Raw genomic sequence first — 25328 nt, forward strand, 5'->3', positions numbered from 1 at the left:
TAATCACCTGCCCATTGTTATTGTGCTTTACAAATCACATTATCAAGAAGTTTACGCATTCGCAAAATACACGTTAGCGCTCCCCTCCACTAGTAGTTTATTCGATAGTTCTTTTCAAGATAAGCATATTCACTGTCCCTTGTTAGATACGTTCTTGGTCTGATAACTAATAATTCCTTATCTGATCCAGCCTTGTTAGACGAATTATTTTCGAGTTTCATCACTCGTTCAATGACTTGATAATCAATATGCTCATCTTCTACATCTTCTTCGTCTACAAAGCGAACTGTTATGCCCTGATTTATTCCTTTCCAATTTAGATGACTACTTTGATAACATAATTCCACATTAATCAATGCCTCATCACAATCTATTCTCGACTGTGTATAAAACTCAATAAATACGTCTTTGTCTCGTGACACTAATTTTATTTCACCTGTTTCTGTTTCAAAATTCCCATTCAAATTTAATCCTCGATAAAGACCATTTGGGAGGTGGATACGTAATATTGCATTTTCAGTTAAATTATTGGTATGGGTGAGCTCAATCCATAAATGGTTCATTCCTTCTTCTTTTTCCATCTTTTTTTTAGCTAGCCGTAGATTAAGCATCATTAAGTTCCCCCCTTAAAACCTGTGAAACAGAATCAATGACCTTCTGTTTTAATTCGGCAGAAACTCGAGGACTTAATGTAATTGAAACATCATCTGTTATTGTTAGGGTTTCGTTTTCCAAGACACGATCTGGACTATATAAACTCATCAATTGGCCGATTTTTTCCACTTCCTCTACAGCAAGAAGCTTCAATTTTTCTTGGATGGATGCTAAGTTCTCACCAGTTCTTGCTAAAGTTATAATTGCTCGAAAATAATGAATGTGTTTATCGGTATATACTCTTTTATTTCCTACCAACTCTAACGGAGGAACCATGCCTATTTGTGTATAGTACCGAACTGTCCTCAGATTCATCTTAATATCATCTTCTTGAAGAATTTCTGAGATACGCTTTGCAGTGTACTGATTCATAAACTCACTCCTTTAGACTTTAGCTTCGACCTATACAGTAAACTGTAATATGTACAGTTTACTGTATAGGTATGCATCAAGTCAAACAACTATTAAAGAAAGGGAAAAATTATTTTGAAAACCACAACTAATTCTTAACTAAACCAAAGAGAGCATCCTAGCTCATGCTCCCGCATGGCTGGATACTCTCCTATATTATGTCGATTCAATCTCTACTACGGTCTCAGAATCAGGATTCCAGCGCCATCCGGCATGTTTCCCGCTTGCGTTATGCAATCCACCGATCCAGAATTCATCCTGCTTCAGCAGCGCCCAATCGATCTCTCCATTCAACACCTGAATTCCGAGTTCCGTTAGGGACAGGACTCCGTCTCGGAATGTTTCATCATGCTGCATGAAATTCGGGAACGTTTTTGCTCCAGTCAGTTGAAGTAGAGCATGAGGTCCTTCTGTCATTCGCTTCAGATGTGCCCAGTATTCAAGATCACCCATCCCGAGAATATGCAGCTTGTCCCCTACCTCGCGAAATAATGGATATGGACGCTCCACACCTGCTCTAATGGCCTCCAGTGTTGTCTGCTCAATGAGCCCTAATCCGTTCGATACCGATGGCAAACGAGACAAATGTGCCTTAAAGGCAGCTTTTGCAAAGGGTAGCGAAGAAGTATCTGCCTGCAAGTAATCCAAATGATCCCGGATATCCGTTGACGTATAGGCTTCCCAGAACTGAGCACCGGCTTTTAGCTCGTCCGTGTTAATCACATGCCAGGTGCCGGACAGCCGTTCAATCTGTGTGGAGGTAAGCTGTCCCAGTCCTCTAAAGTGCTCGATCTCTGGATACGAGTCAATACAGAGCAGATTCAATTTCGTATTCTGGAGTGCTTGTCCTTTGAAATAATGTAACAGGTACGATAACATCGTCTGATCATAGAGGTCGTATTCAAACCATAGGACAATCTCCTTATATTGTTGAAATGAATGCAACTTGCGTTCAAGCTCCTCAATCTGCAAGTATTCCGTCTGTGGAATGCCCAACTGAAGTTCTAATACGGATGCCCGATTTTCCCGCTCCTTCGCATTTTCCATATCTTGGACTACCGGTCCGAACGTGTACAATTCTCTCCATACGAGGACATCTCCCTCGATTCCACTCTCTTTTAAACGATTGGCAGCGTGATCCCCATTCATAATGTGTAACAATCCTTTTCCCCCTTCATACAAGTCACTGAACACAGAAACCAGATCCCTTACTGGTATAGAGCGCTTAAGTTTGGATCGGGCATCGAACAGTCTTTTCTTTAATGCAGGTACCTTGACCCCGAGGAAATCTGATATTTCCTTGAGCGAGTATCCTTCCAAATAAAACAGTTCAACAACGATCCGCATCGATGATGGCAGTATTGCAATAGATTCACGCAGCGTGCGATGCATTTCGTTTTGCACCGCTTGTTTTTCCGGATTATGCGCCTGATCCTCTTCAGGAAAAACATGTTCTAACTCCTGAACCGGAATCATGGTGTGCTGTTTGCGTCGTAACCAGCGATAACACTGTCTCTCCACGATCACCTTGAACCACCCCGGAAAAGCCTCCGAGTCCTCCAGCTTGGACAGATTGCCAAAAGCCTCAGTAAATGCCTCCTGTACGACATCTTCAGCCCAAAATGTGTCTCCCAAACGATTGTAGGCAACAGCAAGAGCCATCCCGCGATATTGCGACATCAGTTGTGTGTATGCTTCTGGTTCCCCTTTCATCGCTTCTTCAATCCAAGACTTCAATGCTATGGACTCCCTTCATATAGGCATGTTGCTTGTTCTATTCATAGATAAGTGCCATGTTTTTATCAAAAGGTTACGTCTGATTCGATCATATTTGTAACGATTTCGCATAAAAGCTTATGTAAAAAGCTGTCCCGTCTGCAGATAACCTCCACATTCGGGACAGCCTGAATTCAGTATGTGTTAGACATGTCAACTATCCATTGAAATCGTTGTGAAGTACCAATTAAAATCTGCTTGGAGCTTGTGGGTAGTTGCCTACCACGCCAGGATATTGATACAACAACGGCTCATCAAATGTAGCATAGTCAAAGTTGACCATCAACAGCATGATCCGTCTTCCTGTCTTCGGGTCGCTGATAATGATATGGTCACGGCCCGCTGCTTCAATAATACCTTGGAATATGCGAGCATTCCATTCTTTATTACCTTCGTATGTCATGTAGAACGTACCGAATTTCCCCAGGTTCAGTCGCAAAATATTCTCAATGTACGATTGCTCAAACTGTGGAGCCGTTGTTGTAATCACTGCACCCGTTGGTGTCATCGGGCTTCCACTGGATACGAGTGGGGGTACGCTGGTCGAGCTTGGGGATACCATTCCTGGTGTTGGTGACATGTCAGGCATTCCGTTACCGATTTTGTAAGACGTACCTTGAATCTGAGAATTGGCTTGTTGACCCAACACGGAATTTGCTTGCTGACCCAATACGGAATTCGCTTGTTGACCCAGTGTTTGAGTCGTTGGTTGATAAGGCTGATTAATCATGGTGATTCCTCCCCAAATTTAATATACTTCCGGACAGTCATCGCCTGTCGGACTGAAGAAACAATGTGCTTTGAAACGTCCTGTATTTTGCTGGTCATACCACGTTGGTGGACAGTCGCCCACAGGTCGGAAAAACCATAACGCATTGCTCGCTGGCCAGATGCGCTCTCCATTAATTACACGTTGTGCCAGACGAATCTCGGATTGCCTCGCCCGTTGGTAGAAATAACCCTTCTGTGTTGACTCGAAGCCTCCGGGGTTCTGGAATACCATGCGGTTGATGTCACGAATATCCCGAAAATCCAGACAATCTACCAGTACCCGATTCACACCTACATTGCCTACAAGCAACATACCTTGTTCGCCGTCACCTTCAGCCTCCGCCCTCAGCAGCCTAGCCAGCAGCTTGACGTCCTCTGAGTTGGCTTTAATAACAGCCATAGTCTGTTTCCTCCCTTGTTTCAGCTGTTCATCACCGTACATCGTATTGTGCAGGAGCCCATTCGGTGACACGATTCCATCTTTTTTCCATAAAAAAAAGCCCGGAACCTCACCCAAGGTGAAGTCCCAAAGCAATTCGTTTCTTATAATACTCGCCTGTTTAAGGCTTGGCTTCAATCCAATAATCGTAGGCATGAACAATGTTGCCTTGGTAAGCCTGATGTTCGGCCAACAAATCCGGAAGCTTGGCAAGCTGAAGTTCCATCTCCGCTGCCCCTTTCTCATAAAAAGAAATATGAGGACCTTCATAGTTCTGTTTCATTTCGACCGAAATCATCAACCTTTTGCCCAGACGATCTGCAATCTCCATCTCCTGACTCACAACAGCAGCGATCCCATTGGAACCTTCTGCACTGTTACGGAAAGCCATCAGTGACACATGATCAAGTGTATCAATCATGAACTCCGTCACAGAGATATCTTTGCCTGGCAATGCGAAGCTATCCAGCCATACAGCAAGGTCTGCACTTGTTTCGAGATCACTGTCCTTCTTCGTTTCCTCCTGGAAAAATGTAATGTTGGCAGCCCATTCGGTCAACAGGGTATCCCGACTATTCTCCCACTCCGGCAATGTGTAAGGTTCAATATCCAGATGGATGCCTTCAAATCGTTCATCCGGCTCGGATTCAGCATTGTAGTTTTTCACATAATCAATCAAGCGCTTAATGCGTGGACGATTCTCCTTTTTGCCCCAAATCGGGTGTCCACCCATCGCATGAATCTCAATGCCCTGCGCTTTTGCCCGTTTCACAAAACTGCGGTAACTGGAATAGGGTTGATCCAGATCTAACCGAACATACAACCAGTTAATATTTTGCGCTCTCGCAAACTCTAGTATGTGCTCTCCCCCATCATTCGTCACCTGAGAGGCCTCCCAGATATACGTCCCCCGAATCTCGGGCTGTTTGGCTGGAATCTCCGGTGAGGGCAGTTCTGACGGCTCCAATTGTCCCCAGTACACGATGTCATGTACAGCAGAACCAGCGTAGGAAGTATGGCTGCTAAATGCAGCGGCAACTTCTTCTATAACACTTTCCAGCTGCGCTGCACCTTTACCGGCAAAAGTCGTGAATTCCTCCCCGGGCATGGGTTTGGTGTTCAACCCAACCGTGACGCTCACATGGCTGGCATCGGCCCAGTTCATTTCCTGTTCAATTAGACGGATGATTCCATTGTTCCCTTGCGCGTTATCACGGTAAGCCAGTAAAGTGACATGATCCACTTGTTCAATGATCCAACGTGACAATGGTTCGTTATCTGCATCCTCAGAAACTCTATTCCCTGTAACGGTGTACGAATCCAGCCAAAATGGCAGATCCATATTCACGGCAATTGCGCCATCCTGTCTCACTTGCTCAAATAACAGATTCATATTGGCTACCCAGGATTGTACCAATGGCTTGGCATCTTCTTTCCAGGCTGGTAACACATAGGGCTTGATATCCAGATGTATGGCATCAAACTGCTCGTTTGGCTCAGCAGATTGATTGTAATCACTTACCCACGAGGCTAATCTGAGCATGGGACCTTCACGGCCACGGATTGCCCAGGATGAGTCGCCTCCCAGCGCTTCAACCGCAATACCCGCACCACTGGCTTTGGCTATAAACGTCTGGTATATCTCCTTGGGCAGCTTCATGTCTACATTCACGTACAGTCTGTTTATCTTATGTTTAGCTGCATTGGCCAACAGCTCATCTCCGTTGCTAACAGACTGTGCCTGCCATACCCAGGCAGCCCGTATATCTGCGCCGTCAGCTTCAGCAGGTGACTCATTCCCTATCATTATCATCCCTCCGATCAGCAGTAACAGCCAAAATACCTTCCGGGATTGTTTCCCGAACATATACTCCCTCCATTCCTCTACTGTTGTAAAATCACATTTATTATAGCAACCGAGTTATTAAAAACAAATAAGCCCAAGTGCTTAACTTGGGCTTATTACTCTTAAGTTGTGCCAGCGTGGGGCTAGTCCGGTTCGATCCCGGTTCTAGTCCTCATATATCATTTTTCGGGTCATACCTCCATCAATAACAAGGTTGGTCCCTGTGACAAAGGTATTGCTTGGATCAGATAAATATAAACAAGCACGGGAGATATCCGAAGGAACACCCACACGGCCGGATGGATGCTGTTCATGATCCTCCTTTTTCAATTTCTCCACGTCACCTGTCTCAATCCATCCCGGACTGATACAATTGACCCGAATTTGGTCCTTGCCCAGTGAGACCGCCAGCGCATGCGTCAGAGCTACAATCGCTCCTTTGGATGCGGCATAAGCTTCCGTATCAGGCTCAGACATCAGCGCACGGGTAGAAGCCATGTTGATAATGGCACCCCCGTGTTCATTGCTTTTCATATGTTTGGCTGCTTCCCGACTCGCCAAAAAGCAACTTCTCACATTGGTATTGAGTACATCGTCCCATTCTTCCAGCGTTAGCTCATAGGGTGATTTCCATTTGGTGAGTCCTGCATTATTCACCAAAACATCAATTTGCTTGAATTCATCTACGGTTGTACGAAAAAGGTTCGTAATGTCCTGCTCGCTCCGAACATCACATTGGACAAAGATGGCTTCTCCGCCTTCATTACGAATGGAAGCTGCTGCTGCCGCACCCTCCGCTTCCTTGTAGTCAGCAAGTACAACTTTGGCCCCGGCGACCGCATAAGCCTCAGCCACACTCCGTCCGATTCCCTGAGCGGCACCAGTTACAACCACAACCTGATCTGTAAATGACATATTCATTGCCTCCTCTATGGTAATGATCCCTTGATCATAATTTCATTATACCTCTCTTATATAAATACACGTCAGGGCCGTTAAGAAACGCTTGTCCAGTAAATAATCAAAAAAAGCTCACGCCATCTTGGCGCAAGCTGCTCGGTTTAACCACGTAGGCGTTCGGAATATACGCGATTATATCGCTCGAAGCCCACATAACGCGTTCCTTTGAATGAGAGTCGTCCTTCATCCCCCTCAGCGCACAAACCATACTCTTCGCCATTAACTTTGAATTCGAGTCGATCTCCACTCTCTACTTCAAAGGTGACGTAGTATAACGTTCGTGCTGTACTGCCTGGTTCAGATTGCGACTGACTCATCTTCATCCGTCTGCTGGTGATTCGTGAAGGTACAGTCAACAGCGGCTCCGAGTTGTTGCGTCCCCACCTCCATACCTCTTTTCCCATCGACAGAAGGACTATACCTATAATCAGAACAAATACAACCGGAAAGACGGTTCCAAACAAATCAAACATCCAGGATGATTCAATGCCCATGTCTCTCCCTCCGTTCATACAACTTAGGACAGCCGGAGTCTTGACCCGTCTCCTGTAATGTATATGCGGACAGACACGGAACTTGTTAATCTGATTAAATATTTGAGCAATAAAATCAAAAGAATGAGTGAATGAATAGGGCACGCTTCATTGAATAACTCTTGTCCTCTACCGAAACATTGCCGATATTATTTCTGGTCATCATATATAACCAAACTATGTACAACATCAGCTCCAACTGAGATAACAGCCTTGAGTAAGACACTGCTATCTCAGTTCAAGCAAACCAATGTTACCATTGTGGATGCATATTAAATAAAGCAACGGACAATGAGCCTAGGCTGTTAACGTACTCATGCTAATTGTGTGATTACAAGATGTGCCGATACAGGTCTTGTTCCGCCCGCAAGTGGCGTGATTGTTAATGCTGTAGCATTACCAGCCGGGTTCCGTACGGTCAGAATAGAATTAATCACGGTTGTCTGCACCAAAGCCATACCCACAATCTGAGACGTTCCCGTAGCTCGCCCAACTACAGTAGGAGCCAAATCTGCCCCATTGAGAGTTAAGATTAATTGACCGGCTTCATTAATGCTCACTTGGAACAAAATCTGATACGTACCAATGGCTGCCAGATTGAATGAACTAGGCCCCGTCCGAGCAATCGTTGTTCCACTTGTCGGTCCATCCTGAGGAAAGCTTACGTCTGTACCAGGAGCAACCGTTGCAGCATTATCAGGTGGCATCAGTGCGAAAAAGTCAGCGAATCCCAGTACGCCTCCAGCTGTTCCTGTTGCACCTGTAGCTCCCGTGGCTCCAGCAGGACCAGCTACTCCTGTCGCACCTGTCGGGCCTACTGCTCCAGCAGTACCTGCCGCTCCTGTTGCACCGGCTGGGCCTGCCGGACCTACTGCTCCAGCGGGGCCTACCGCTCCTGCTGCACCGGCTGGGCCTGCTGCTCCTGTCGCACCCGTTGGCCCAACAGCTCCAGCGGGTCCAGGAAAACCTTGAGGTCCAATCGCTCCGGCAGGTCCGGGATTACCCTGAGGTCCTTGTGGCCCTACAGCCCCTGCTTCTCCCGGAATCCCCTGTGCTCCCATAGGTCCAGCAGGTCCGACCGGACCTTGAGCACCTACCGCTCCAGCAGGACCAGGCTGTCCCTGAGGTCCTTGTGGTCCAGGTGGCCCCCCTGCTGGTCCTTGAGCTCCTGGTGGCCCTTGAACCCCTTGTTTACCTTGGATACCCTGTACGCCTTGTATACCTTGTGGTCCCGTTGGACCAACAACAGTAGGAGTAGATATATTTACTTCTGGAGGCGGACATTTTACTTGAACGAACTTTTTAACCACTTTCAATCGGCGGTCTTTTCTTTTAACTTTACATGGATGTAATGTTGCCTTTTTTCTCTTTATACGCTTCTTCACTTCTGAATGACTCACAGTGTGGACACCTCCCTATAGACATAGTTTAACGTACGTTTATAGATGAATAGATGCGTGGACGAACAACCAATTTAATTGAAAAACTCCGATAATTATCAGGTAAAACAATAAAGTCAGTAGCAACTGCCTATACGTTTGATCTATTTTGTTCATAACCATCGATTAAAACGAACTAGTTTATGTGAGGAGATCGGCTCACCAAAAAACTCATGCCATTTGGGCATGAGTTTCATGATTTAACCACGCAGACGTTTCGAATAATACCGATTAGTTCGTTCAAAGCTAATATAGCCTGTCCCTTGAAAGAGGACCATCTTAAATCTTCGCCGGATGTACGACGATATATGAGTTTTGACAAAAGGGCATCCATGACCTCCATAACGTGTTGAGTTCACTTATGCTGATTTTTCGATTGTAATATTCTTCATCACAATTCATCTTGTGATCTAACGATTCTGCCAAGTAAAAATGCGTCTCATCATAACCAACGACGGGAACAAAATGCAAATAACGTTGTTTGGGATCTACTTTAATAAACAAAATAACAGGTACCCCTTCGCTGATCTGCTTCTTCAACGTATTTACATTTCCACGTAAGTACATTGCCTGATATCCCTGCTTCCTGAAAAAAACAACGACTGCTTTGGGATAGACGGTTCCATCCAGTAATTTGCGAGGGTAGGTTTCATAGAGCTTTGTTCCATTGGCCTCCAAACCGAAATGTCTCAAAACAAACGCACTGGAAAATGCAGCGCATTCATAATTCTTTTGAATATCCATTTGATTGGCAGATTGAATTACATATGTACTTGGCACATTGACGGTGTTCATGCGATCTTTCTTGGGAAAACTGAAATAGATAGAGATCACCCATAGGATAATCAACCAAAGTAATACATTGAGAAACAATCCGTGCCCTCCTTCGCTTAGCAGACAATATGCTCTTCCGATTAAGTATCCCATTCACCAGATAACAGACTATAAGTCACTATATTCTCGTAATGATCATAAACCCATTGAGCTTCTCGCGATATACCCTCATTTGTAAATCCAATTTTCTCTGGTATAGCTCTGCTTTTAAAATTGTTTTCTGCATATTGTATGATCACACGATTTAACTTCAACTCGTTAAAGAGATATTTAAGTAATTGTTCTATTGATTGGGTAATGATTCCTTTGCCCTGTGCTGACTCAGCTAAAAAATATCCAATGCTCGTTGCTCTATTGTTCCAATCAATATAATGCAACCCTAACATCCCGACCAATTGTCCATTGAACCATATTCCGGAATCAAAGCCGTTCCTCTCTTCATAATTATGTGTCCATACATCTATTACAAAATCTAAATCGCTGGGCGATTGTCGTTTATCAACCCAGAGTAACCACGCTCTCAAGTACTTTCTATTCTCATCAATTAAGGCATACAACTCATCTCTATCTGGTGTTCATTCCTTGCACCAGTTCTTTAAAACCCATTTTTTAATTTGTTCAGCTACTTCCACTGCTGTAAGCTCTGTCGTATCAATTGTTTGCATTGGCGGGTCAAATGCAATTTTCGAATTTTGGAGTAGCCAATTTGCAAAATTCTTGTGATCTTCGATCGAGTTCTCGTCCCACCCACGGGCTCTTAAACGCGTCTCGCGAGTAACATCGTCACAATGCAAATTCATATATAGAATTCGATCAAATCGATCTATGTAATCGGACAATGCAATATTTTCCGGCACCATCGTTCCACATAAAACAGTCCCTCGTCCACTTAGCGATATGTTATACGCAATCCTCAACCAATTCTCTTTGGCAATCTGCCAATCCACGTTATCGATGATATCCATATCAAAGACGTCAAATTCGGGAAGCTGCTTGCGAACAAGCGAGGAGATCGTTGTTTTTCCTGTTCCACTTGCGCCTGTCACTACAAAAAGCGGTAATCTTCTCATAACAAGCTCCTTTAGTTAAAATAAAATTTGATTTATTACGTTCTCCATTGATCTGCTTTCAAGCCATAAATAATCCTGTTTAAATATGCGCCGTTAATATATTCGTAATCTCTTAATTCACCTTCACGTTGAAAGCCTAATTTTTCAGGAATCGCGCGGCTTTTATAATTGTCTGTTGCTACGCCAATTTCAACTTTATTTAATTCAAGTTCATCAAATGCGAAATTAATTAACACTTTAATCGATTTTGTAATAAGTCCCCTACCCTCATATTCCTGACCTAGCCAATATCCTATTTCAGTCTTCTTGTTTTCTTGATCAATGTATAAGTATCCAATAGAACCAGCAAGCTCGTCTCCACACCAGATTCCTAACCAATAACCATCATCTTGCGCATAGCGTATACGTGTTCTCTTGATGAAAGTTCTTGAATTATCTTCTGTTAATGTCATACTGGGGAACTTCAACCACGCTCCTAAATGATCCCTGTTTCGATCGATCAAATTATATAATTGAGGTGCATCTTTCATTGCCAATAGCGATACATAGGTAGCAGTATCCATTTGATATTTAAACATAGTCCACTCTCCGATACATTTCATTTATTCACCGTTTTTTTGCTTTAATCACAAAGGTTACAGGTAACATCTTCGCTCGTTTAAGGAAACTATCGCTATGATCATGTAATTGCATAATATCTTCATCGGATTCCTCGATCATTTGTTCAATGACAAATCCCGCTTTCGCCAACGCATTGATATAGGTTGATATTTGACGATCAGCTAAAGTTAATTCACCCTGAACAAAATCAGGAGATACCGTATACCACGATTCATCAGAATATGACTTATTAAAAACAAATTTATCGTTTTCTTCAACGACACATCTATGAATTGGATGAGACCAGCTGAAAATAAAAATGCCATCTTTCTTCAAATAAGAAGCGATTCGGCTGAAAGTACCTTCAAGATCGGTTGTCCAACCTATGGCATAAATCGAATACACAGCGTCAAAATAATTCGTAGGAATCCCACATTCCTCTTCCATCGGTGAACATATCAATGTTGCAGGAATTCCGTATGTCTTCATGTGTTGTTGTGTCTTTTCTATCTGTTTCTGGGATATATCCATACCCCATAGCTCACCAGCTTTGCGGTCTCCATGATACTGCAAGGATTGACCATTTCCACAGCCCACCTCTAACATCTTTAATCCTGAGACATCACCAAAAAGTTGGTGTTTATCTTCTGAGATAAATGATCCATAATGTGGAAGCACGATTGCTCTCAAGAAGTCATTCCCTTTTGTATCCCAATAAAAGCTGTTTTTTTCATAAACACTGTGCTTGTTCATCTGATAGCCTCCTTGACCTGCTTGAACGGCCTACATTTCTTACCGCAAGCACTTTAGATCTGGATGGATTGGTTAATAGTGTGTAAACAACATCGACTCGTTTCATAGAATGAACTTCCTTTCAAGAAACTTTAAATATTATTCTTATCACTGAACTCAACACAAAAAGGTTGCATCTCAGGGTTTAAGCAATACTCTATTCTTTCTCTGAAGTTTTTCCATTCGACTTTTAAAATCGCTTCTTCCATTGGAAAGAAACCAGACTCTAAACTCTCCGATGATGTCGTTAATTTTCCTCCTATTGGTTTGGCTAGAAATAATGTGTTACATATTGAATTTTCGATATTTTGAAATATTCCACAGAATTTGATGATGTCAATGTCGATTCCAGATTCCTCTTTCGTTTCTCGGATCGCAGCTTGACTTAGAGATTCTCCTTCTTCCACTTGACCACCTGGCATTTCCCATCCTCTTCGTGGTCCTCTAATAAGTAATAATTCATTTTTTTCGTTTATTACGATTGCAGCGGCAGATAAGATATGTTTTGGAGGGCTCATTTATTCGACTCCTTCTCAAGAGATTGGATATGTATCTGAAGAACATAATTAATAGTCAGGCTAAAAGAAGTTATATATCCCGTCTTCAAAATAATTGTACTCTTCATCCGTTATTCTGAACTTTCCATACCCGTTATAAAATATTTCTCTATCTCTCTCATTATCAAACGCATTCTGCTTCGGTCTAATGGCTAATGCTACATCATATCTTGGATCGCCATATGCCGCCCCTGCCCAGTCAATAACGCCAACAATATTACCATCATTAACTAGCACATTATCTATAGTAAAATCTCCATGAATGAAAGTGTGATCTATTGGTTCTGGTCTTGCTTCTTTCAACTGTTGAAGTTGTTCTGCTGAGCCATCTACCGCAAAATGAGTTAGATTATATTCTGCTTTGCTAAGCATTGTATCTAACCAGGGACTGTTATTGTTCAATAATTCAACAGGACAAGAGCATTCATGTATTTTTTTTAAACAAAGCCCAAAGTTGAAAATCGCGTTTTCTTTAATTTGAAGGTCAGGCATCGTAGAGAGAAATTCTCTTAAACTTATTCCGTCAATATAATCCATCAGAAGCCATCTCGATGTTTCCTCAGTATGAAATAAATATGCCTTAGGAACAGGGAGTCCCGTATCGTAAAGGGATTGAAGCACCTGATATTCATCGGATAACCATTCATTATATAGATCGTTTTCTGTCTTCTTGATGATGTACTTTTGGTCGAACGTATCCAGAATAGCCACAGTCGAAGTATGACCTTGCTTAGGAAAAGTGACTTTCTGAACTTTCCCTATATGTTCTTTTATTTCATTTGGGAGATCCTGAATATTCATGTTCATGGTTTCATCCTTTCTACTCTCTGATGCCCTTTCTCTTTCAGATAAAGCCAATAAACAATTCCACATTTTGAGTGATTTACCTTAATTATTTCTATAATAACCCATACTGCAATATTTGCGTAGTACATTTAAAAACGCATACATTTCTCTCCAAATCAAAAAGAACCCTCCCGCAGGAGCGTTCTCAGTGAATGATCCGTGAATCATAAGCCTAAGCGTACATCATGTTCATAAACCCGCGAGTTACATCTCCACCTTCAGCAGGTTCGGGCTGGTCTGCCTGTACGTGTTCTGCCATGCAAGCCTTCACCGCTTCCTCTGTCGTACAACGATTCGCATCGTCACATGTGTAGCATAATTGAAGCATATATCTGGTTAAATCGTCCGCCTGCGTGAATTGAGTCTGACCGTTGGTTCTCATCTTCATCACTCCTTCTCTTGTTGAGTTAAATATATCACCTTTTAACTAATATATTTGTGATTTATTTCACAAACTAAACAAAAAAGAAAAGGAACCCTCTGGCTCCTCACTTTCCTTATCTATTCACATCTAAAATACGCTACATTTAAAGAACTTTCCAATGTACACCGCCGTCCACTGTTTGCAGTAACAACGATCTTTTCGCATCCGTATTTTCAACCAATATCCAACCCAGCTTGGAGGTAACCATCTGAATCTTCACAATCTCAGGATAGTCTTCGAAAATCTTCTCCAGTATACTGCTTGCAGGAAGAGCGCTCCAAGTCTTGCCCGCATCCTTGGTGTGGTAAGTTATGCCCTTTTGCATCGCCCAACCTTCTAATGCGTTCAGAAATACCGGTGAAAGGTTACGATTCGCACCCGTTTGTTTATTCAACGTGAAATTAGACACCTTCCAGCTCTTTCCGCCATCTGTGGTGAAAAATCCATTAAATGTCGTGCTCTCGCCTTGAGCACAGGACATGGACATCCAGGCAGATTGTGCTTCACGTCCAAAAAATTGTGGTGGACTTATACTGAAATTACCACACCCGTTGAATTGATTTCGATTAAAGAAAGATGGTCCTGCATCCCAGTTCTCTCCGCCGTCTGAGGTCACATACAACTTCGGTGTACCGAACTCAATCGCTGTCAGGAAACCATGCTTCGGATCTGAGAAAGTCATACCTGTGGTATATCCACGTCTGGAAATCTCTTCTGCTTCCGGTTTACCGTCCTCATCACTGGATGACATCCGGTTCCAGGTAATTCCCCCGTCCTCAGTGAAATACAGTTTCTTGTCCTGCTTACCAATAGCGGTATCTACCGTGGTAAGAATCCAGCCTTTTTCAGGAGATACAAATGAGATCGCAGTCACTTTATCCGTCTTGGACAGAGAAGACAGACTCCAGGTTACGCCCCCATTGTTGGTGCGAAGCACCATGGTATCTGTACCACCCATGCCTTCACGAACAATCCAACCATGTGTACGATCTACAAAATAAATGCTTTGTCCATATTTAGGGTTAGCCGGAAATTGTACATTTTCCGAAGGTGATATATTGGTCCAGGTCTTTCCCTGATCCTGAGTGTAGTACAGGCGCAGCGCATTCCGCGTCACACCCCACGCCAATCCCCCGTTGTCATTGAGCAACTGAAAATCGGTCAAACGGGTCTGTATTTGGTACTTGGCCATATCTGCAGATTCTGTACTGTTAACAGGGGGAACGACAGTTAATGTCTGCCCTGTATTCCCGGCGTCCTCCTGCTGCTGCGGAGGTTCTGCTTCCGGAGGTTGATCTGTGTCGGTGCATGCAGCGAGTAAAGCTGCTATACCTATAGACAGCAATGCTGTCTGCGCGATTTTGATCCATTGCGAACGCAAGTGGGTTCCACCTCTCTCATCCAATATACAGGCGCGCATGCCTGTCCTATGGCATTTTATTTACGATTCATCAGAATCCACTGCTCCTATTCTACCACAAACCGTGTCTAAAAGGCTCATTGCCCGCTCCTGGCCGGTCCGCTTCCTTTTTTTAGTTGAAATTCTGGGCTATGTGTCGCGCATTTATTACCATTCAATTCACCCTAAACTGTATCTCGACGGAATAATTGGTAAAAAGACATGAAATGTGAACTATTTTATAGACAACACTCGCTTTATATTCTGTAATCCCTTAATATGGATGGGAGTATAACCCAAAAGGAGAGGATATGAACATGACAAATAGTGCAGCATTGAAACCAAGTCGTGTCGTGATTGTAGGCATGGGTGCGGTGGGAACAACAACGGGATACACGCTAATGTTGAGACAGCGTTCGTCCGAGTTGGTATTTGTGGATGTGAATCATGATAAGGCAACCGGCGAAATGCTGGATATGAACCACGGTCTTCCGTTTACCGGAGGCGTGAAAGTATGGGCTGGCGATTATTCCGACTGCAAAGATGCAGATATCATTATAATTACAGCAGGTGCCTCCCAGAAGCCGGGCGAAACCCGGATTGATCTGCTGAAGAAAAATGCAAGCATTTTCAAGGATATTATTGAGCGTATTACTGAAGTGAATTCCCATGGTATTTTGTTGATCGCAACAAATCCTGTAGATATTTTGTCCTATACATCCTGGAAACAAAGCGGATGGCCTGCTTCCCGTGTCATCGGTTCAGGTACATTGCTTGATAGCGCACGTTTCCGTTACCTGATTGGTAAAAATAAAGGGATCGACCCACGTAGTATTCACGCCCACATTATTGGTGAGCATGGTGATTCCGAAGTACCGGTATGGAGCCTGGCTAACGTTGCAGGAACAGATCTGGAATTGGATGAAGAAACACAACAGGATATCTTCGATCGCACCAAAAATGCAGCTTATGAGATTATTAATGCCAAAGGGGCAACTTCCTATGCAATCGCCCTCGCTCTGGACCGCATTGTAGCTGCAATTCTCGGCAACGAAGGCTCCGTTCTGAACGTATCCACATTGCTTGAAGATTACAATGGCGTATCGGATGTTTATCTGGGCGTTCCGTGCGTTGTAGATCGCAATGGTGTGCGCGAGATTCTACCTCTTCCGTTGAATGAAACTGAGAAAGTCGCTTTCCAGGCATCTGCTAACAAATTAAAAGAACAAATCGCTGGACTGGAGTAATCCGGCCACGTAATCATTCATATCGTGAACGATTCAGCACGTTAAACGTTATGAATTAAAATACACGTTATAGCCCAAAGGGCCATTTGTTTCTTCCGGAGAGAAGATTCAAATGGTTCTTTGCTTTGATTTCAATGATAAGAATGACTACTTCAGATACTAATTTTTTAATATAGTTTACATAATATTAATTATGTTATAATTTTCACCGTCTAAATGAACACAAAAAAAGCCTGTCACTTGGACAGACTCTTATTTTGGATTACATATTGGCTTTCTTAGTTTTGATATATGGGGAGTTTAACGTCCAGCAGAGCCATAGCCTCTTCTTTCTCCCGGCTGGTTACGTGAGTGTAGACGGTTGTCGTTTGAATGGACGCGTGACCAAGCAGTTCCTGCACCGTACGCAAGTCGGCTCCACGCCGTAACATCATGGTCGCGAAGGAGTGACGCAGCTTATGACTGGAGTAGTTTTGACGTTGATTGGCTGGTGATTCCTGCTGGAAGCGTTCAAAGGTTTCCGTGGAGATCAGCTGGATGCTGCGAATCGACAGTCTCTTTCCTTTTTGCGAGACAAACAGTGCTTCCTCTTTTGGTCGCCAAGGTTCCAGACGCTCAGCCATCGCTTGAGATAATACGTTTGCCACAGTCTCCGGTACAGGAAGCGAGCGCCATTTACGACCTTTACCAAATACATCCAATGTACGCCGCTCCGCATTATAGTCTTTACAATCCAAAGCATGCACTTCTCCAACCCTTAATCCCATATATCCCATCAATAGAAAAACAGCAAGATTACGTGTGCGATACTTCCCATCTACCGATTCGAGAAAACGTGTCAGCCCACTTTCATCAAGGAAAACGGGCGCACGGTTTTTCTCGGTTTTGGATTTTTTGATCCCAAAAGCCGGGTTATTCGTTAACAATTCGAGTTCAATGAGGGACTTGTAAAAACAGTTCACCGCCGCATGTTTGCGATTTCTCGTGGCATCACTAACCCCACGCTCCCGAGCGCGGGATAGAAAAGACAGCACATGCAGCTTTTTGACCTGCTCCAGTGACTTCCCTTGAATGGAGACCAGAAATTCCACCACGTCACCCGTGTATGATTTTACCGTATGGCCTGTATATCCGGCGTCCTTCATCCATATGTGAAAAGCTTCTAGCTCGTCCGCATATTGCTCCTGGATCTCCTCAGTCATCATCTGTCTTCCTCACCTCGATTCGGTTAAAATTGACTAAGCTGACCAGAGACCCTACTCTTCTTCCACAATGACAACGTCAATCAGCGGAATGATCGCTTCCGGTTTGCCTTGACTGCGCGTAAGTACAAATGACGGCAATGGATTTTCGTGCAAACCCTTCACGGATTCACAGATCTGAATATACAGATCCATCTGCAACGTCTCGCCTTCCCCTGCAACATCGATGACAGGCCAATCGTTCTGGACACAGGCAGGCCAGTAAGCCAGTTCATTCGCCGGTACAATACTTAATTGCTGAATTGACGGATCAATACGGTAGAACCCTTGCCGTTCAGGTTCATCCCCCAGCTTGTCTACAGCGAGCATTCGAGCAGATGACTGGTCTGGTGCAGAATAGAGTGAATAACACCATGGCGTCACGCCCCATGCCATCGCAATCAAGCCTTCTTCCAGCAACGTATCCGACAGTTCCCCTTCCGCAAATTGTTCAATCAAATTATGGTTACCCGGTCCAATCAGTTCATCTACACGTTCAGCGAGTCGAGGCAGGTCAGCGAGAATGAATCCTCCTCTGCCGTAGGAGTCAAACACATGATGGTTTCTGCTCCACACAGCTTGAGACGGTGAACTCAAGGACGCTGCTTCTGCCGGGAAAAGTGATATAAATACCGTAATCACCTGCGCGTATTTAACCATTGCAATCTGCTCAGGTTCGAGCGAGCCTTCAGCAATACGGGGTGTTTTCATATGCAAGGAGATTCGAAGTTCATATTCCCCTTCTGCAAATGCGGACCAACCAAAATCAACAGGCTGTTCTACGCCTTCAATAGAAGCAATGGAGATCGTGCTGTCCGGTTTCAGAGTAACAGCATATTGCACATATGTTAACTCCTGACCATAGATGATATTGGCATCCTGACGATGGACGGGTGAATCCAACGGTTGTGCAATGACCGATACTTTACGTCCATCCTTCAGAAGGCGCTGCGGATCAATATCCAACTGTAAGGTTTGTGAATCCTCTAAATGTGAAACAAGCAATTGGGCATTTGCAAGTACGGCTGAGTCAGCCAGGGCAAATCCAAAAGCTGCATTTTGATGATCCGAATTCGTATGTAATGGTGTGTTCATGATACATCCCCTCTCTTCTCTCTGATGGCATGTCACATCCCCAAATATATTTCATATTTGACTTAGCGGCAACCCCGGCCCCTCGATTAAGTTCGCCACGCCTCTTATTACTTACCCATATATGAAGAAAATTCCAACCTTCTCCTGATGTTATCTCCCTTTGTCCTGCTATATAAAAAAAATCCCCATCCCGCTTCGCCTAAGCGATACGAAATGAGGAAAATAGAAGATATTTCTCGGTTGAAGTTATTCTCGGCTTGTCTACTTATCCTTCGATCTGAAAGCATTGGAGATCCGGCGTGACGGATTCAGATGACTATGATGGCGTCCATACGCAAAGTAGATAATCAATCCGATGATCAACCAAGCAAAAAACGTAATCCATGTCAGAGCCGCAAGGCGTGTCATCAAGTATACACAACCCAAGGCACTCAGAATCGGAATCAGTGGTACAAGTGGAACGCGGAAGCCGCGTTTGAGATCAGGGTTATTTTTGCGCAACACGATAATGCCCAGACTTACGACAGCAAAAGCAAACAACGTTCCGATGTTCGTAAGCTCTGCCAAGTGTCCCAGCGAGATGAACCCGGAGAACAGAGCGACGATAATACCCGCAACCCATGTCCCTACCGCTGGAGTCTGACTTTTGCCACTAACCTTGGAGAAAACCGGTGACAGCAGTCCGTCACGAGACATGGAGTAGAGCAGACGTGTCTGACCATACATCATGACCAGCAATACCGTCGTAATACCCGTAATTGCGCCAAGGGACACAATCCAGGACAATCCTTTTAATTGGACAAATTCAAATGCAAACGCAACCGGATCACTTACATTCAACATGTTATATGGCACGATCCCTGTGAGAATCAACGATACAACAATGTAGAGCACTGTACAGATCGCCAGTGATGCAATAATTCCGATTGGCAGATCCCGTTGTGGCCGCTTGACCTCTTCTGCCGCTGTGGAGACTGCATCAAATCCGATGTAAGCAAAGAATACGGTTGCCGCTCCCGCAGTTACGCCTGAGATACCAAAGGGCAAGAAGGGCTGCCAGTTCGTTGGCTCTACATAGAAGACACCTACACCAATGAAGATCAGCACCACGATAATTTTAATCGCTACCATGATGCCGTTCGCACGAGCCGCCTCCTTCACCCCTCGGGTTAGCAGGAAGGTGATAATTAACGTAATGACCGCAGCCGTGATGTCAAAATAGGTTCCCTTTTCCGGGCTAAATGCACTCGTGAGCGCATGGGGTAACTCCAATCCAAATCCGGATAACAACGTTTGGAAATATCCAGACCACCCGCTGGCTACCGCCGCACTCGCAAAACCATATTCCAATATCAGATCCCATCCCAGAATCCAGGCAATCACTTCGCCAAAAGCCGTATAACTATACGTGTACGCACTCCCCGATGCCGGTACGCTTGAGGCAAACTCCGAATAACACAATGCAGCGAAGGCACATATGATACCTGCCAGCAAAAATGACAGTACAAGGCCCGGGCCAGCATACGTTGCGGCAGCTACACCAGTCAGCACAAAAATCCCGGTACCAATAATGGCGCCCACCCCAAGTGTGGTTAAGTCCAACGGACCGAGTACCCGTTTCAATGCACTGCTGTTATCGCCCTCCGAGGCAATTGGTTTTTTACGAAATAATGAAGATCGATGTTCGTTCTCACGCATAGTCATGTTCCTCTCGTCATGAATCTTAAATGTGCTATGAATGTAGCAAAGATTGGATGGCTTCCCATCTGTTCTATGAAAAAGTCATTTGTTCTATCTTATCAATCACCTATAAAAACCTATCGAATTCTACACGTTATCGCGTTGCTTGGTTAAATTTATTTGTAATGATCTCTTATTTTGTTCTTTTTCCGCGAAAATTATCATGAACTGTTGCACGGGGATGAATATGAAAATCGATTTAAAACAAAACTGCGTATAATTTATATTATGCGCAGTTTTTTAGAGTCTTATTTTCTAAGAAATATAACTTTAAATCCTTGTTATATGAAGTTTAGAAAATGAGTGCTCTTTTCGTCATTTTCCGCTGTCCCTTCCTCCCTGATCCTGTCTGATTCGACGATATGCAGACATGTTAAAGAGCCACATAACGTTATGTGGCCCATCATTCTTGCTTATAGGTAGAAGCGATGTATAAGAAAATACGAACTTATCATATCTTGCCTTTGAGAATAAACGAATTACGAAAAAGCAATCCTCTCCGCATCCGACATCCGGTATTGGGATAACAAATAATCTTTGCTCTGCATCGCGGTATTACGAATCGCATCCAAATCAACATGGAGCAGCTTACCCTCTCGCTTCACGAGTTTACCTGCCACAAAGACCGTATCGACATTGGATGGATTGGCAAATTGCACGACAGCGCCGATTGGATCATGAACCGGGAACAGATTCAGATCGGTGGTACGAATCATGATCAGATCTGCTTCCTTCCCTGGGGTCAACGTCCCCACCTTCTGCTCCAATCCCAATGCTTGGGCACCAGCTGAAGTTGCGAATCTCAGTACTTGGCTGGACTGCAAGTTCAATTCACCAGGCATCTCACCCTGCTGCAGAAGTTGTTCGTTGGCTCTGGATCGTTCAGCTTGCAGTGCAAACTTCATCTGCGAGAACATATCTCCGCCTGTGGACGTTACCACATCTACACCAAGTGTAGGGGTTCCCCCATGTTCAAGAAAATAGCCGGTGGCTGGATATCCATGACCCATCATCATTTCAACCTCAGGTGTGACCGACAGGGAAGCACCGCTATCTGCCAGCATTTTATATTCATCCATGCCCATGGTGTTACCATGAACGATATTCACTCGTGGACTTAACAGTCCCGCTTCGTACAAGCGACTAATGGAACGATCCCCAGATCCCCAAGTGCCAAATCCGGCATGCATGGAACAGATCGCATCCAGCTCCTGAGCCAGCTCGATCTCCTTCACGGTTGTATCCCAATGACTGAACTCCGGCCCACGAATGGCAAGACCATAGGTAAGTAATTGATCGCGTGATGAAAAATAACGTTCTTTGACTCTTCTCACATCATTTGAATACGTCAGTAGACTATCCCGATTCCAGTAGTTGGTCTCACCAGGTACGCCGTGAGCAAATACCGCCCGAATCCCTGCATCCTGAAGTCCACGAATCAGTTCATCTGTGTGCTCAGTGGAATACGGCATGCTCCAATCCAACACGGTCGTCACTCCTGCATTAAGCGCTTCCAAGGAACCGAGCAAGTTGGCAATATAACTATCTTGTGGACGGAGCTTGCTTCCCATCGCTCCATAATAGAGATTTTGCAAATAGACTGGTAACGACCAGTTGGTTCCCACTGTTTTGACAAGTGATTCCCACACATGCCGATGCGTGTCCACCAGCCCAGGCATAATAATCATGGATGAAGCATCAATGACCTCCGCATCCGGAATATCCAGATCGGGCTGCACCGCCATAATCATTGAATCCTGAATCAGGACGTCCGCCCTCTTATACTGTCCAACTTTTGCATCCATCGATAACACACATCCATTTTTTAACAGATAACTTGTCCGCACAAGACACATCTCCCATCTAATTTGGTTTGAAAGACGATCATATCCTGCTTACGAATCCGCACTGCTTCTGACTATTGTTTCGCTAGTATATATATATTATATAGTTATTGTTAGTATTTATCAATTTTGGAATTTGCGTTTCGCTCGAAATCTTCGGACCTTCATCAGATTGCCACACATCTTATCATCACAGTACTTCTGTGTTCTGCTTCTTGTATCATCATAGAACATCCAGCGGCAATCCGAATTATCACAGATCCGAATCCGGTTACTCTCTCCCTCTACCAAAGTCATGGCAAAGTCAGCAGCCACCTCAGCCATGACCTGATGCCAATGAGCCTCTACGGCTACCAGTTGGAGTTTCAGTTCATGATCAATTGTAGTCATTTTTCTTCTCACATGCCCCGCTTCCATAACACTGTTCAACCACTGTTTTTCTATATCCGTTAATGATGCTCCTGAAGACAAGCGGGCTCCAAGAGCCATCAATTCATTCCTGAAGTTTCTCATCGACAACTCATCTTCTGGAGATGCAGGAACAGAAGCGTGAAGTTGCCATCGATCCAGAAATTCTTGCTGCCAACTCGCCTTCCCTAGCCTGTCCTCCGATCGATCTCCTCCACGCCAGTCGTGATAATCACTGTTTACAAAATCGGTCCAAAGTCTGTCCATATATACCTCCGTTTAGTGTAACCATCTTAATCCAATAAAGATGGTTACACTTCTTCTTTGTTGTGTTATATTAAGTGTAACCTCATTAATCAGTTTTAGCTAGTTACATCACCAAATTACAATTATACACAAGGAGGAATAGGAATGACGAAAACAACAGCACTAGATGTGTTACTGATTCAAAAGGATGATACTTGGGATCAATGTAATTGGATTGTACCTTTGTCGAAGTCTTTGGAAGGTCTTACAGCAGAACAGGCAGCATGGATTCCACCCTCAGGTGGATTAAGCATCTGGCAGTTGGTTAACCATATGTATTACTACAATCACCGCTTATTATGTCGTATGCAAGGTAAAGAGCCTACCCTTCCTGCTGTAGACTCCAATGAATATACGTTTGGGAATGCTGGAGATGTAACGGATACAACCGGATGGAATACACTGCTACAAGGTACAACTCGATTAGCCCAACAGTTGCGAGATCAATTGGCTGCACTACAAGAGTCAGATCTTGAAGCAGCATATATGGACTCCGAAGCGAAATGGGCACACGAACTAGCTCGCTGGGTACTCCATGATGCCTATCACTCAGGTCAGATCGTGCTGCTTCGCAGACAACAAGGAAGCTGGAATATCGTTTTCTAAAAAAAATGCTTGAACTGCTAGCGCTTACAGGAATAAGATGAACTTATTAATGTTACAGCTTGTTCAACACACACTATATAATTGAATAGGATCTTCGGGGTAGGGTGCAATTCCCAACCGGCGGTGATGTTCTTCGGAACCAGCCCGCGACTCGCTATTTGTTCTTAACGAAGGACATGTAGCGACTGACTTGGTGTGAATCCAAGGCCGACGGTACAGTCCGGATGAGAGAAGATCAACACATTGACATGCCGTTCATGGGAAGGCTTCTTTCCCGACGCATGTCCTTGGATGAGCCCCCGTTTATTTGGTTTATACCAAAACGGGGGCTTTTGTCGATTTTGCCAACTGAAGATTCCGTGTTCTGACGAAGGAGTCCTGAATATGGAAAAGACATCAGCAGCATCACCTGTTTACCGCAAGGAACGAAGTAATACCGGATTCTGGCTTGTCGTTCTTGGCGCCGCCTTATGGGGTGTCGACCCACTCTTCCGCATTATTTTGCTAAATACGATGACATCCACACAGATTGTGCTGGTGGAACATATCATTGTCAGTCTGATCGCCATTCCCGTGCTGTGGAAATTCCGGGCTGATCTGAAAAACCTGCGCGCTCGCCACTGGATTGCCGTGATCTTCATCTCATGGGGAGGATCAGCACTCGCAACGGTATTATTCACCATGGCACTTACACATAACGATCCGAACACGGTGCTTTTATTGCAAAAAATGCAACCTCTCTTCGCTATCGTACTGGCTAAGCTGTTATTGAAAGAAACGTTGCCACGTCGCTTCGGCGGACTGTTCTTCATAGCCTTATTAGGTACGTACCTGCTTACCTTCGGCTTCACATTGCCATTAGGTAACTGGGACAACTGGATTCATGCTGGAAGCTTGTTATCCCTTGGAGCTGCTGCCTTATGGGGAGGTTCAACCGTTATGGGACGATTGATGCTGGGACAGGCGCGTTACGAAACCGTCACCTCCCTTCGCTTTGTCGTTGCGCTCCCACTCCTGATCTTTATGACATGGAATGAAGGTGCTACCTGGACGCTCCCAACCGGAACTGGAGAACAGGCTGCGGTCATTCTCAACATTCTCGGTCAGGCATTGTTACCAGGTCTGCTAAGTCTTCTGTTGTACTACAAAGGTCTGTCGTCAACCAAAGCGTCTGTTGCAACACTCGCGGAGCTTAGCTTCCCGATGGCAGGTGTGTTGGTGAACTGGATTGCTTTCCGTACGCTGATTACATGGGAGCAGCTGCTTGGTTTTATCTTAATCTGGGTTGCCCTCTTTGCCATTTCCAAACAGCAGGAACGATCATCCACTGCGGCCGATTCGGCGCCAAAGCTGCGAACAGAGTAAGGATATATTCGAGCATCACATATAAAGCAATAATCCAATATAAAAATATAACCATTGCACATCGAATTAGATGAGCAGTGGTTTTTTTTATTTCCATTTACTCGATAATACATGAGCTTTTTCTC

At 44.3% G+C, this 25328-nt stretch carries 26 protein-coding genes and 1 riboswitch; of the genes, 3 read left to right on the plus strand and 23 right to left on the minus strand.

Translation table 11 applies throughout. From position 1 onward, the window contains the following. Positions 1 to 89 precede the first annotated feature (89 nt). The 18 genes from ACE3K2_RS12675 to ACE3K2_RS12760 all read right to left on the minus strand — a co-directional run bounded on the left by ACE3K2_RS12675 (position 90) and on the right by ACE3K2_RS12760 (position 15333). Positions 90 to 614 carry a hypothetical protein gene (locus ACE3K2_RS12675; RefSeq protein WP_421890350.1) on the minus strand — a complete coding sequence of 175 codons (525 nt, stop codon included), beginning with the start codon at positions 612 to 614 and terminating at the stop codon, positions 90 to 92. Next, positions 604 to 1026: a MerR family transcriptional regulator gene (locus tag ACE3K2_RS12680; protein WP_421890354.1), complete on the minus strand. Its 423-nt coding sequence runs from the start codon at positions 1024 to 1026 to the stop codon at positions 604 to 606. The genes ACE3K2_RS12675 and ACE3K2_RS12680 overlap by 11 nt, the downstream gene beginning before the upstream one ends. 195 nt (positions 1027 to 1221) lie before the next feature. Next, on the minus strand, positions 1222 to 2802 hold the full coding sequence (locus tag ACE3K2_RS12685) for a sigma-70 family RNA polymerase sigma factor (protein ID WP_421890357.1): 1581 nt from the start codon (positions 2800 to 2802) through the stop codon (positions 1222 to 1224). A 226-nt stretch (positions 2803 to 3028) separates the two neighbouring features. Then, entirely contained in the window at positions 3029 to 3490 is a 462-nt protein-coding gene (gerQ, locus tag ACE3K2_RS12690; RefSeq protein ID WP_421891211.1) for a spore coat protein GerQ, read from the minus strand. A gap of 99 nt (positions 3491 to 3589) precedes the next feature. Then, positions 3590 to 4012: a cell wall hydrolase gene (locus tag ACE3K2_RS12695; RefSeq protein WP_128102137.1), complete on the minus strand. Its 423-nt coding sequence runs from the start codon at positions 4010 to 4012 to the stop codon at positions 3590 to 3592. Positions 4013 to 4172: 160 nt separating this feature from the next. After that, a complete protein-coding gene (locus ACE3K2_RS12700) occupies positions 4173 to 5858 on the minus strand; it encodes a hypothetical protein (RefSeq protein ID WP_421890361.1) in 1686 nt (561 codons plus the stop codon). 204 nt (positions 5859 to 6062) lie between these two features. Further along, on the minus strand, positions 6063 to 6812 hold the full coding sequence (locus ACE3K2_RS12705) for an SDR family NAD(P)-dependent oxidoreductase (protein ID WP_421890364.1): 750 nt from the start codon (positions 6810 to 6812) through the stop codon (positions 6063 to 6065). Between the two features lie 146 nt (positions 6813 to 6958). After that, positions 6959 to 7351, minus strand: a complete 393-nt coding sequence (locus tag ACE3K2_RS12710) for a DUF2500 domain-containing protein (RefSeq protein WP_017688132.1) — start codon at positions 7349 to 7351, stop codon at positions 6959 to 6961. A gap of 353 nt (positions 7352 to 7704) precedes the next feature. Beyond that, positions 7705 to 8790 (minus strand): collagen-like protein, encoded by a 1086-nt coding sequence (locus tag ACE3K2_RS12715; RefSeq protein ID WP_421890368.1) that lies wholly within the window; start codon positions 8788 to 8790, stop codon positions 7705 to 7707. 318 nt (positions 8791 to 9108) lie between these two features. Further along, complete coding sequence (locus ACE3K2_RS12720; RefSeq protein WP_421890371.1) at positions 9109 to 9702, minus strand: C39 family peptidase; 594 nt, start codon at positions 9700 to 9702, stop codon at positions 9109 to 9111. Positions 9703 to 9743: 41 nt separating this feature from the next. Beyond that, entirely contained in the window at positions 9744 to 10220 is a 477-nt protein-coding gene (locus ACE3K2_RS12725) for a GNAT family N-acetyltransferase (RefSeq protein ID WP_421890373.1), read from the minus strand. Positions 10221 to 10238: 18 nt separating this feature from the next. Then, positions 10239 to 10733 (minus strand): AAA family ATPase, encoded by a 495-nt coding sequence (locus ACE3K2_RS12730; protein ID WP_421890376.1) that lies wholly within the window; start codon positions 10731 to 10733, stop codon positions 10239 to 10241. 35 nt (positions 10734 to 10768) lie between these two features. Further along, positions 10769 to 11311, minus strand: a complete 543-nt coding sequence (locus ACE3K2_RS12735; protein WP_421890379.1) for a GNAT family N-acetyltransferase — start codon at positions 11309 to 11311, stop codon at positions 10769 to 10771. 28 nt (positions 11312 to 11339) lie between these two features. Next, a complete protein-coding gene (locus tag ACE3K2_RS12740) occupies positions 11340 to 12086 on the minus strand; it encodes a class I SAM-dependent methyltransferase (RefSeq protein ID WP_421890382.1) in 747 nt (248 codons plus the stop codon). A gap of 131 nt (positions 12087 to 12217) precedes the next feature. Further along, on the minus strand, positions 12218 to 12643 hold the full coding sequence (locus tag ACE3K2_RS12745) for an NUDIX hydrolase (protein WP_421890385.1): 426 nt from the start codon (positions 12641 to 12643) through the stop codon (positions 12218 to 12220). A gap of 60 nt (positions 12644 to 12703) precedes the next feature. After that, a complete protein-coding gene (locus ACE3K2_RS12750; RefSeq protein WP_421890388.1) occupies positions 12704 to 13483 on the minus strand; it encodes a phosphotransferase in 780 nt (259 codons plus the stop codon). A gap of 217 nt (positions 13484 to 13700) precedes the next feature. Further along, entirely contained in the window at positions 13701 to 13910 is a 210-nt protein-coding gene (locus tag ACE3K2_RS12755) for a hypothetical protein (RefSeq protein ID WP_421890391.1), read from the minus strand. A gap of 145 nt (positions 13911 to 14055) precedes the next feature. Further along, positions 14056 to 15333 (minus strand): YCF48-related protein, encoded by a 1278-nt coding sequence (locus ACE3K2_RS12760; RefSeq protein ID WP_421890394.1) that lies wholly within the window; start codon positions 15331 to 15333, stop codon positions 14056 to 14058. Positions 15334 to 15668: 335 nt separating this feature from the next. Here ACE3K2_RS12760 and ACE3K2_RS12765 point away from each other — a divergent pair, with 335 nt between their 5' ends. After that, positions 15669 to 16598 carry an L-lactate dehydrogenase gene (locus tag ACE3K2_RS12765; RefSeq protein ID WP_091029459.1) on the plus strand — a complete coding sequence of 310 codons (930 nt, stop codon included), beginning with the start codon at positions 15669 to 15671 and terminating at the stop codon, positions 16596 to 16598. A gap of 278 nt (positions 16599 to 16876) precedes the next feature. Here ACE3K2_RS12765 and ACE3K2_RS12770 read toward each other — a convergent pair whose 3' ends face one another. From ACE3K2_RS12770 to ACE3K2_RS12790, 5 genes are all read right to left on the minus strand, one after another. Further along, positions 16877 to 17803, minus strand: a complete 927-nt coding sequence (locus ACE3K2_RS12770; RefSeq protein ID WP_421890397.1) for a tyrosine-type recombinase/integrase — start codon at positions 17801 to 17803, stop codon at positions 16877 to 16879. A 51-nt stretch (positions 17804 to 17854) separates the two neighbouring features. Beyond that, positions 17855 to 18934: a hypothetical protein gene (locus tag ACE3K2_RS12775; RefSeq protein WP_421890401.1), complete on the minus strand. Its 1080-nt coding sequence runs from the start codon at positions 18932 to 18934 to the stop codon at positions 17855 to 17857. A gap of 261 nt (positions 18935 to 19195) precedes the next feature. Then, entirely contained in the window at positions 19196 to 20632 is a 1437-nt protein-coding gene (locus ACE3K2_RS12780) for an amino acid permease (RefSeq protein ID WP_421890404.1), read from the minus strand. 521 nt (positions 20633 to 21153) lie between these two features. Next, the gene (locus tag ACE3K2_RS12785; RefSeq protein ID WP_421890407.1) at positions 21154 to 22521 is read right to left on the minus strand and encodes an amidohydrolase family protein; all 1368 of its coding nucleotides are present in this window, start codon (positions 22519 to 22521) and stop codon (positions 21154 to 21156) included. Positions 22522 to 22641: 120 nt separating this feature from the next. Then, complete coding sequence (locus tag ACE3K2_RS12790; RefSeq protein ID WP_421890411.1) at positions 22642 to 23193, minus strand: CGNR zinc finger domain-containing protein; 552 nt, start codon at positions 23191 to 23193, stop codon at positions 22642 to 22644. A 144-nt stretch (positions 23194 to 23337) separates the two neighbouring features. Between ACE3K2_RS12790 and ACE3K2_RS12795 the strand changes: the two genes are divergently transcribed. Beyond that, positions 23338 to 23838 carry a DinB family protein gene (locus tag ACE3K2_RS12795; RefSeq protein WP_421890414.1) on the plus strand — a complete coding sequence of 167 codons (501 nt, stop codon included), beginning with the start codon at positions 23338 to 23340 and terminating at the stop codon, positions 23836 to 23838. An 86-nt stretch (positions 23839 to 23924) separates the two neighbouring features. Beyond that, a riboswitch (FMN riboswitch) is annotated at positions 23925 to 24078 on the plus strand. A gap of 144 nt (positions 24079 to 24222) precedes the next feature. Beyond that, positions 24223 to 25203 (plus strand): DMT family transporter, encoded by a 981-nt coding sequence (locus ACE3K2_RS12800; RefSeq protein ID WP_421890418.1) that lies wholly within the window; start codon positions 24223 to 24225, stop codon positions 25201 to 25203. Positions 25204 to 25328 lie beyond the last annotated feature (125 nt).

Source organism: Paenibacillus sp. (genome assembly GCF_048976745.1).
GTDB lineage: Bacteria > Bacillota > Bacilli > Paenibacillales > Paenibacillaceae > Paenibacillus.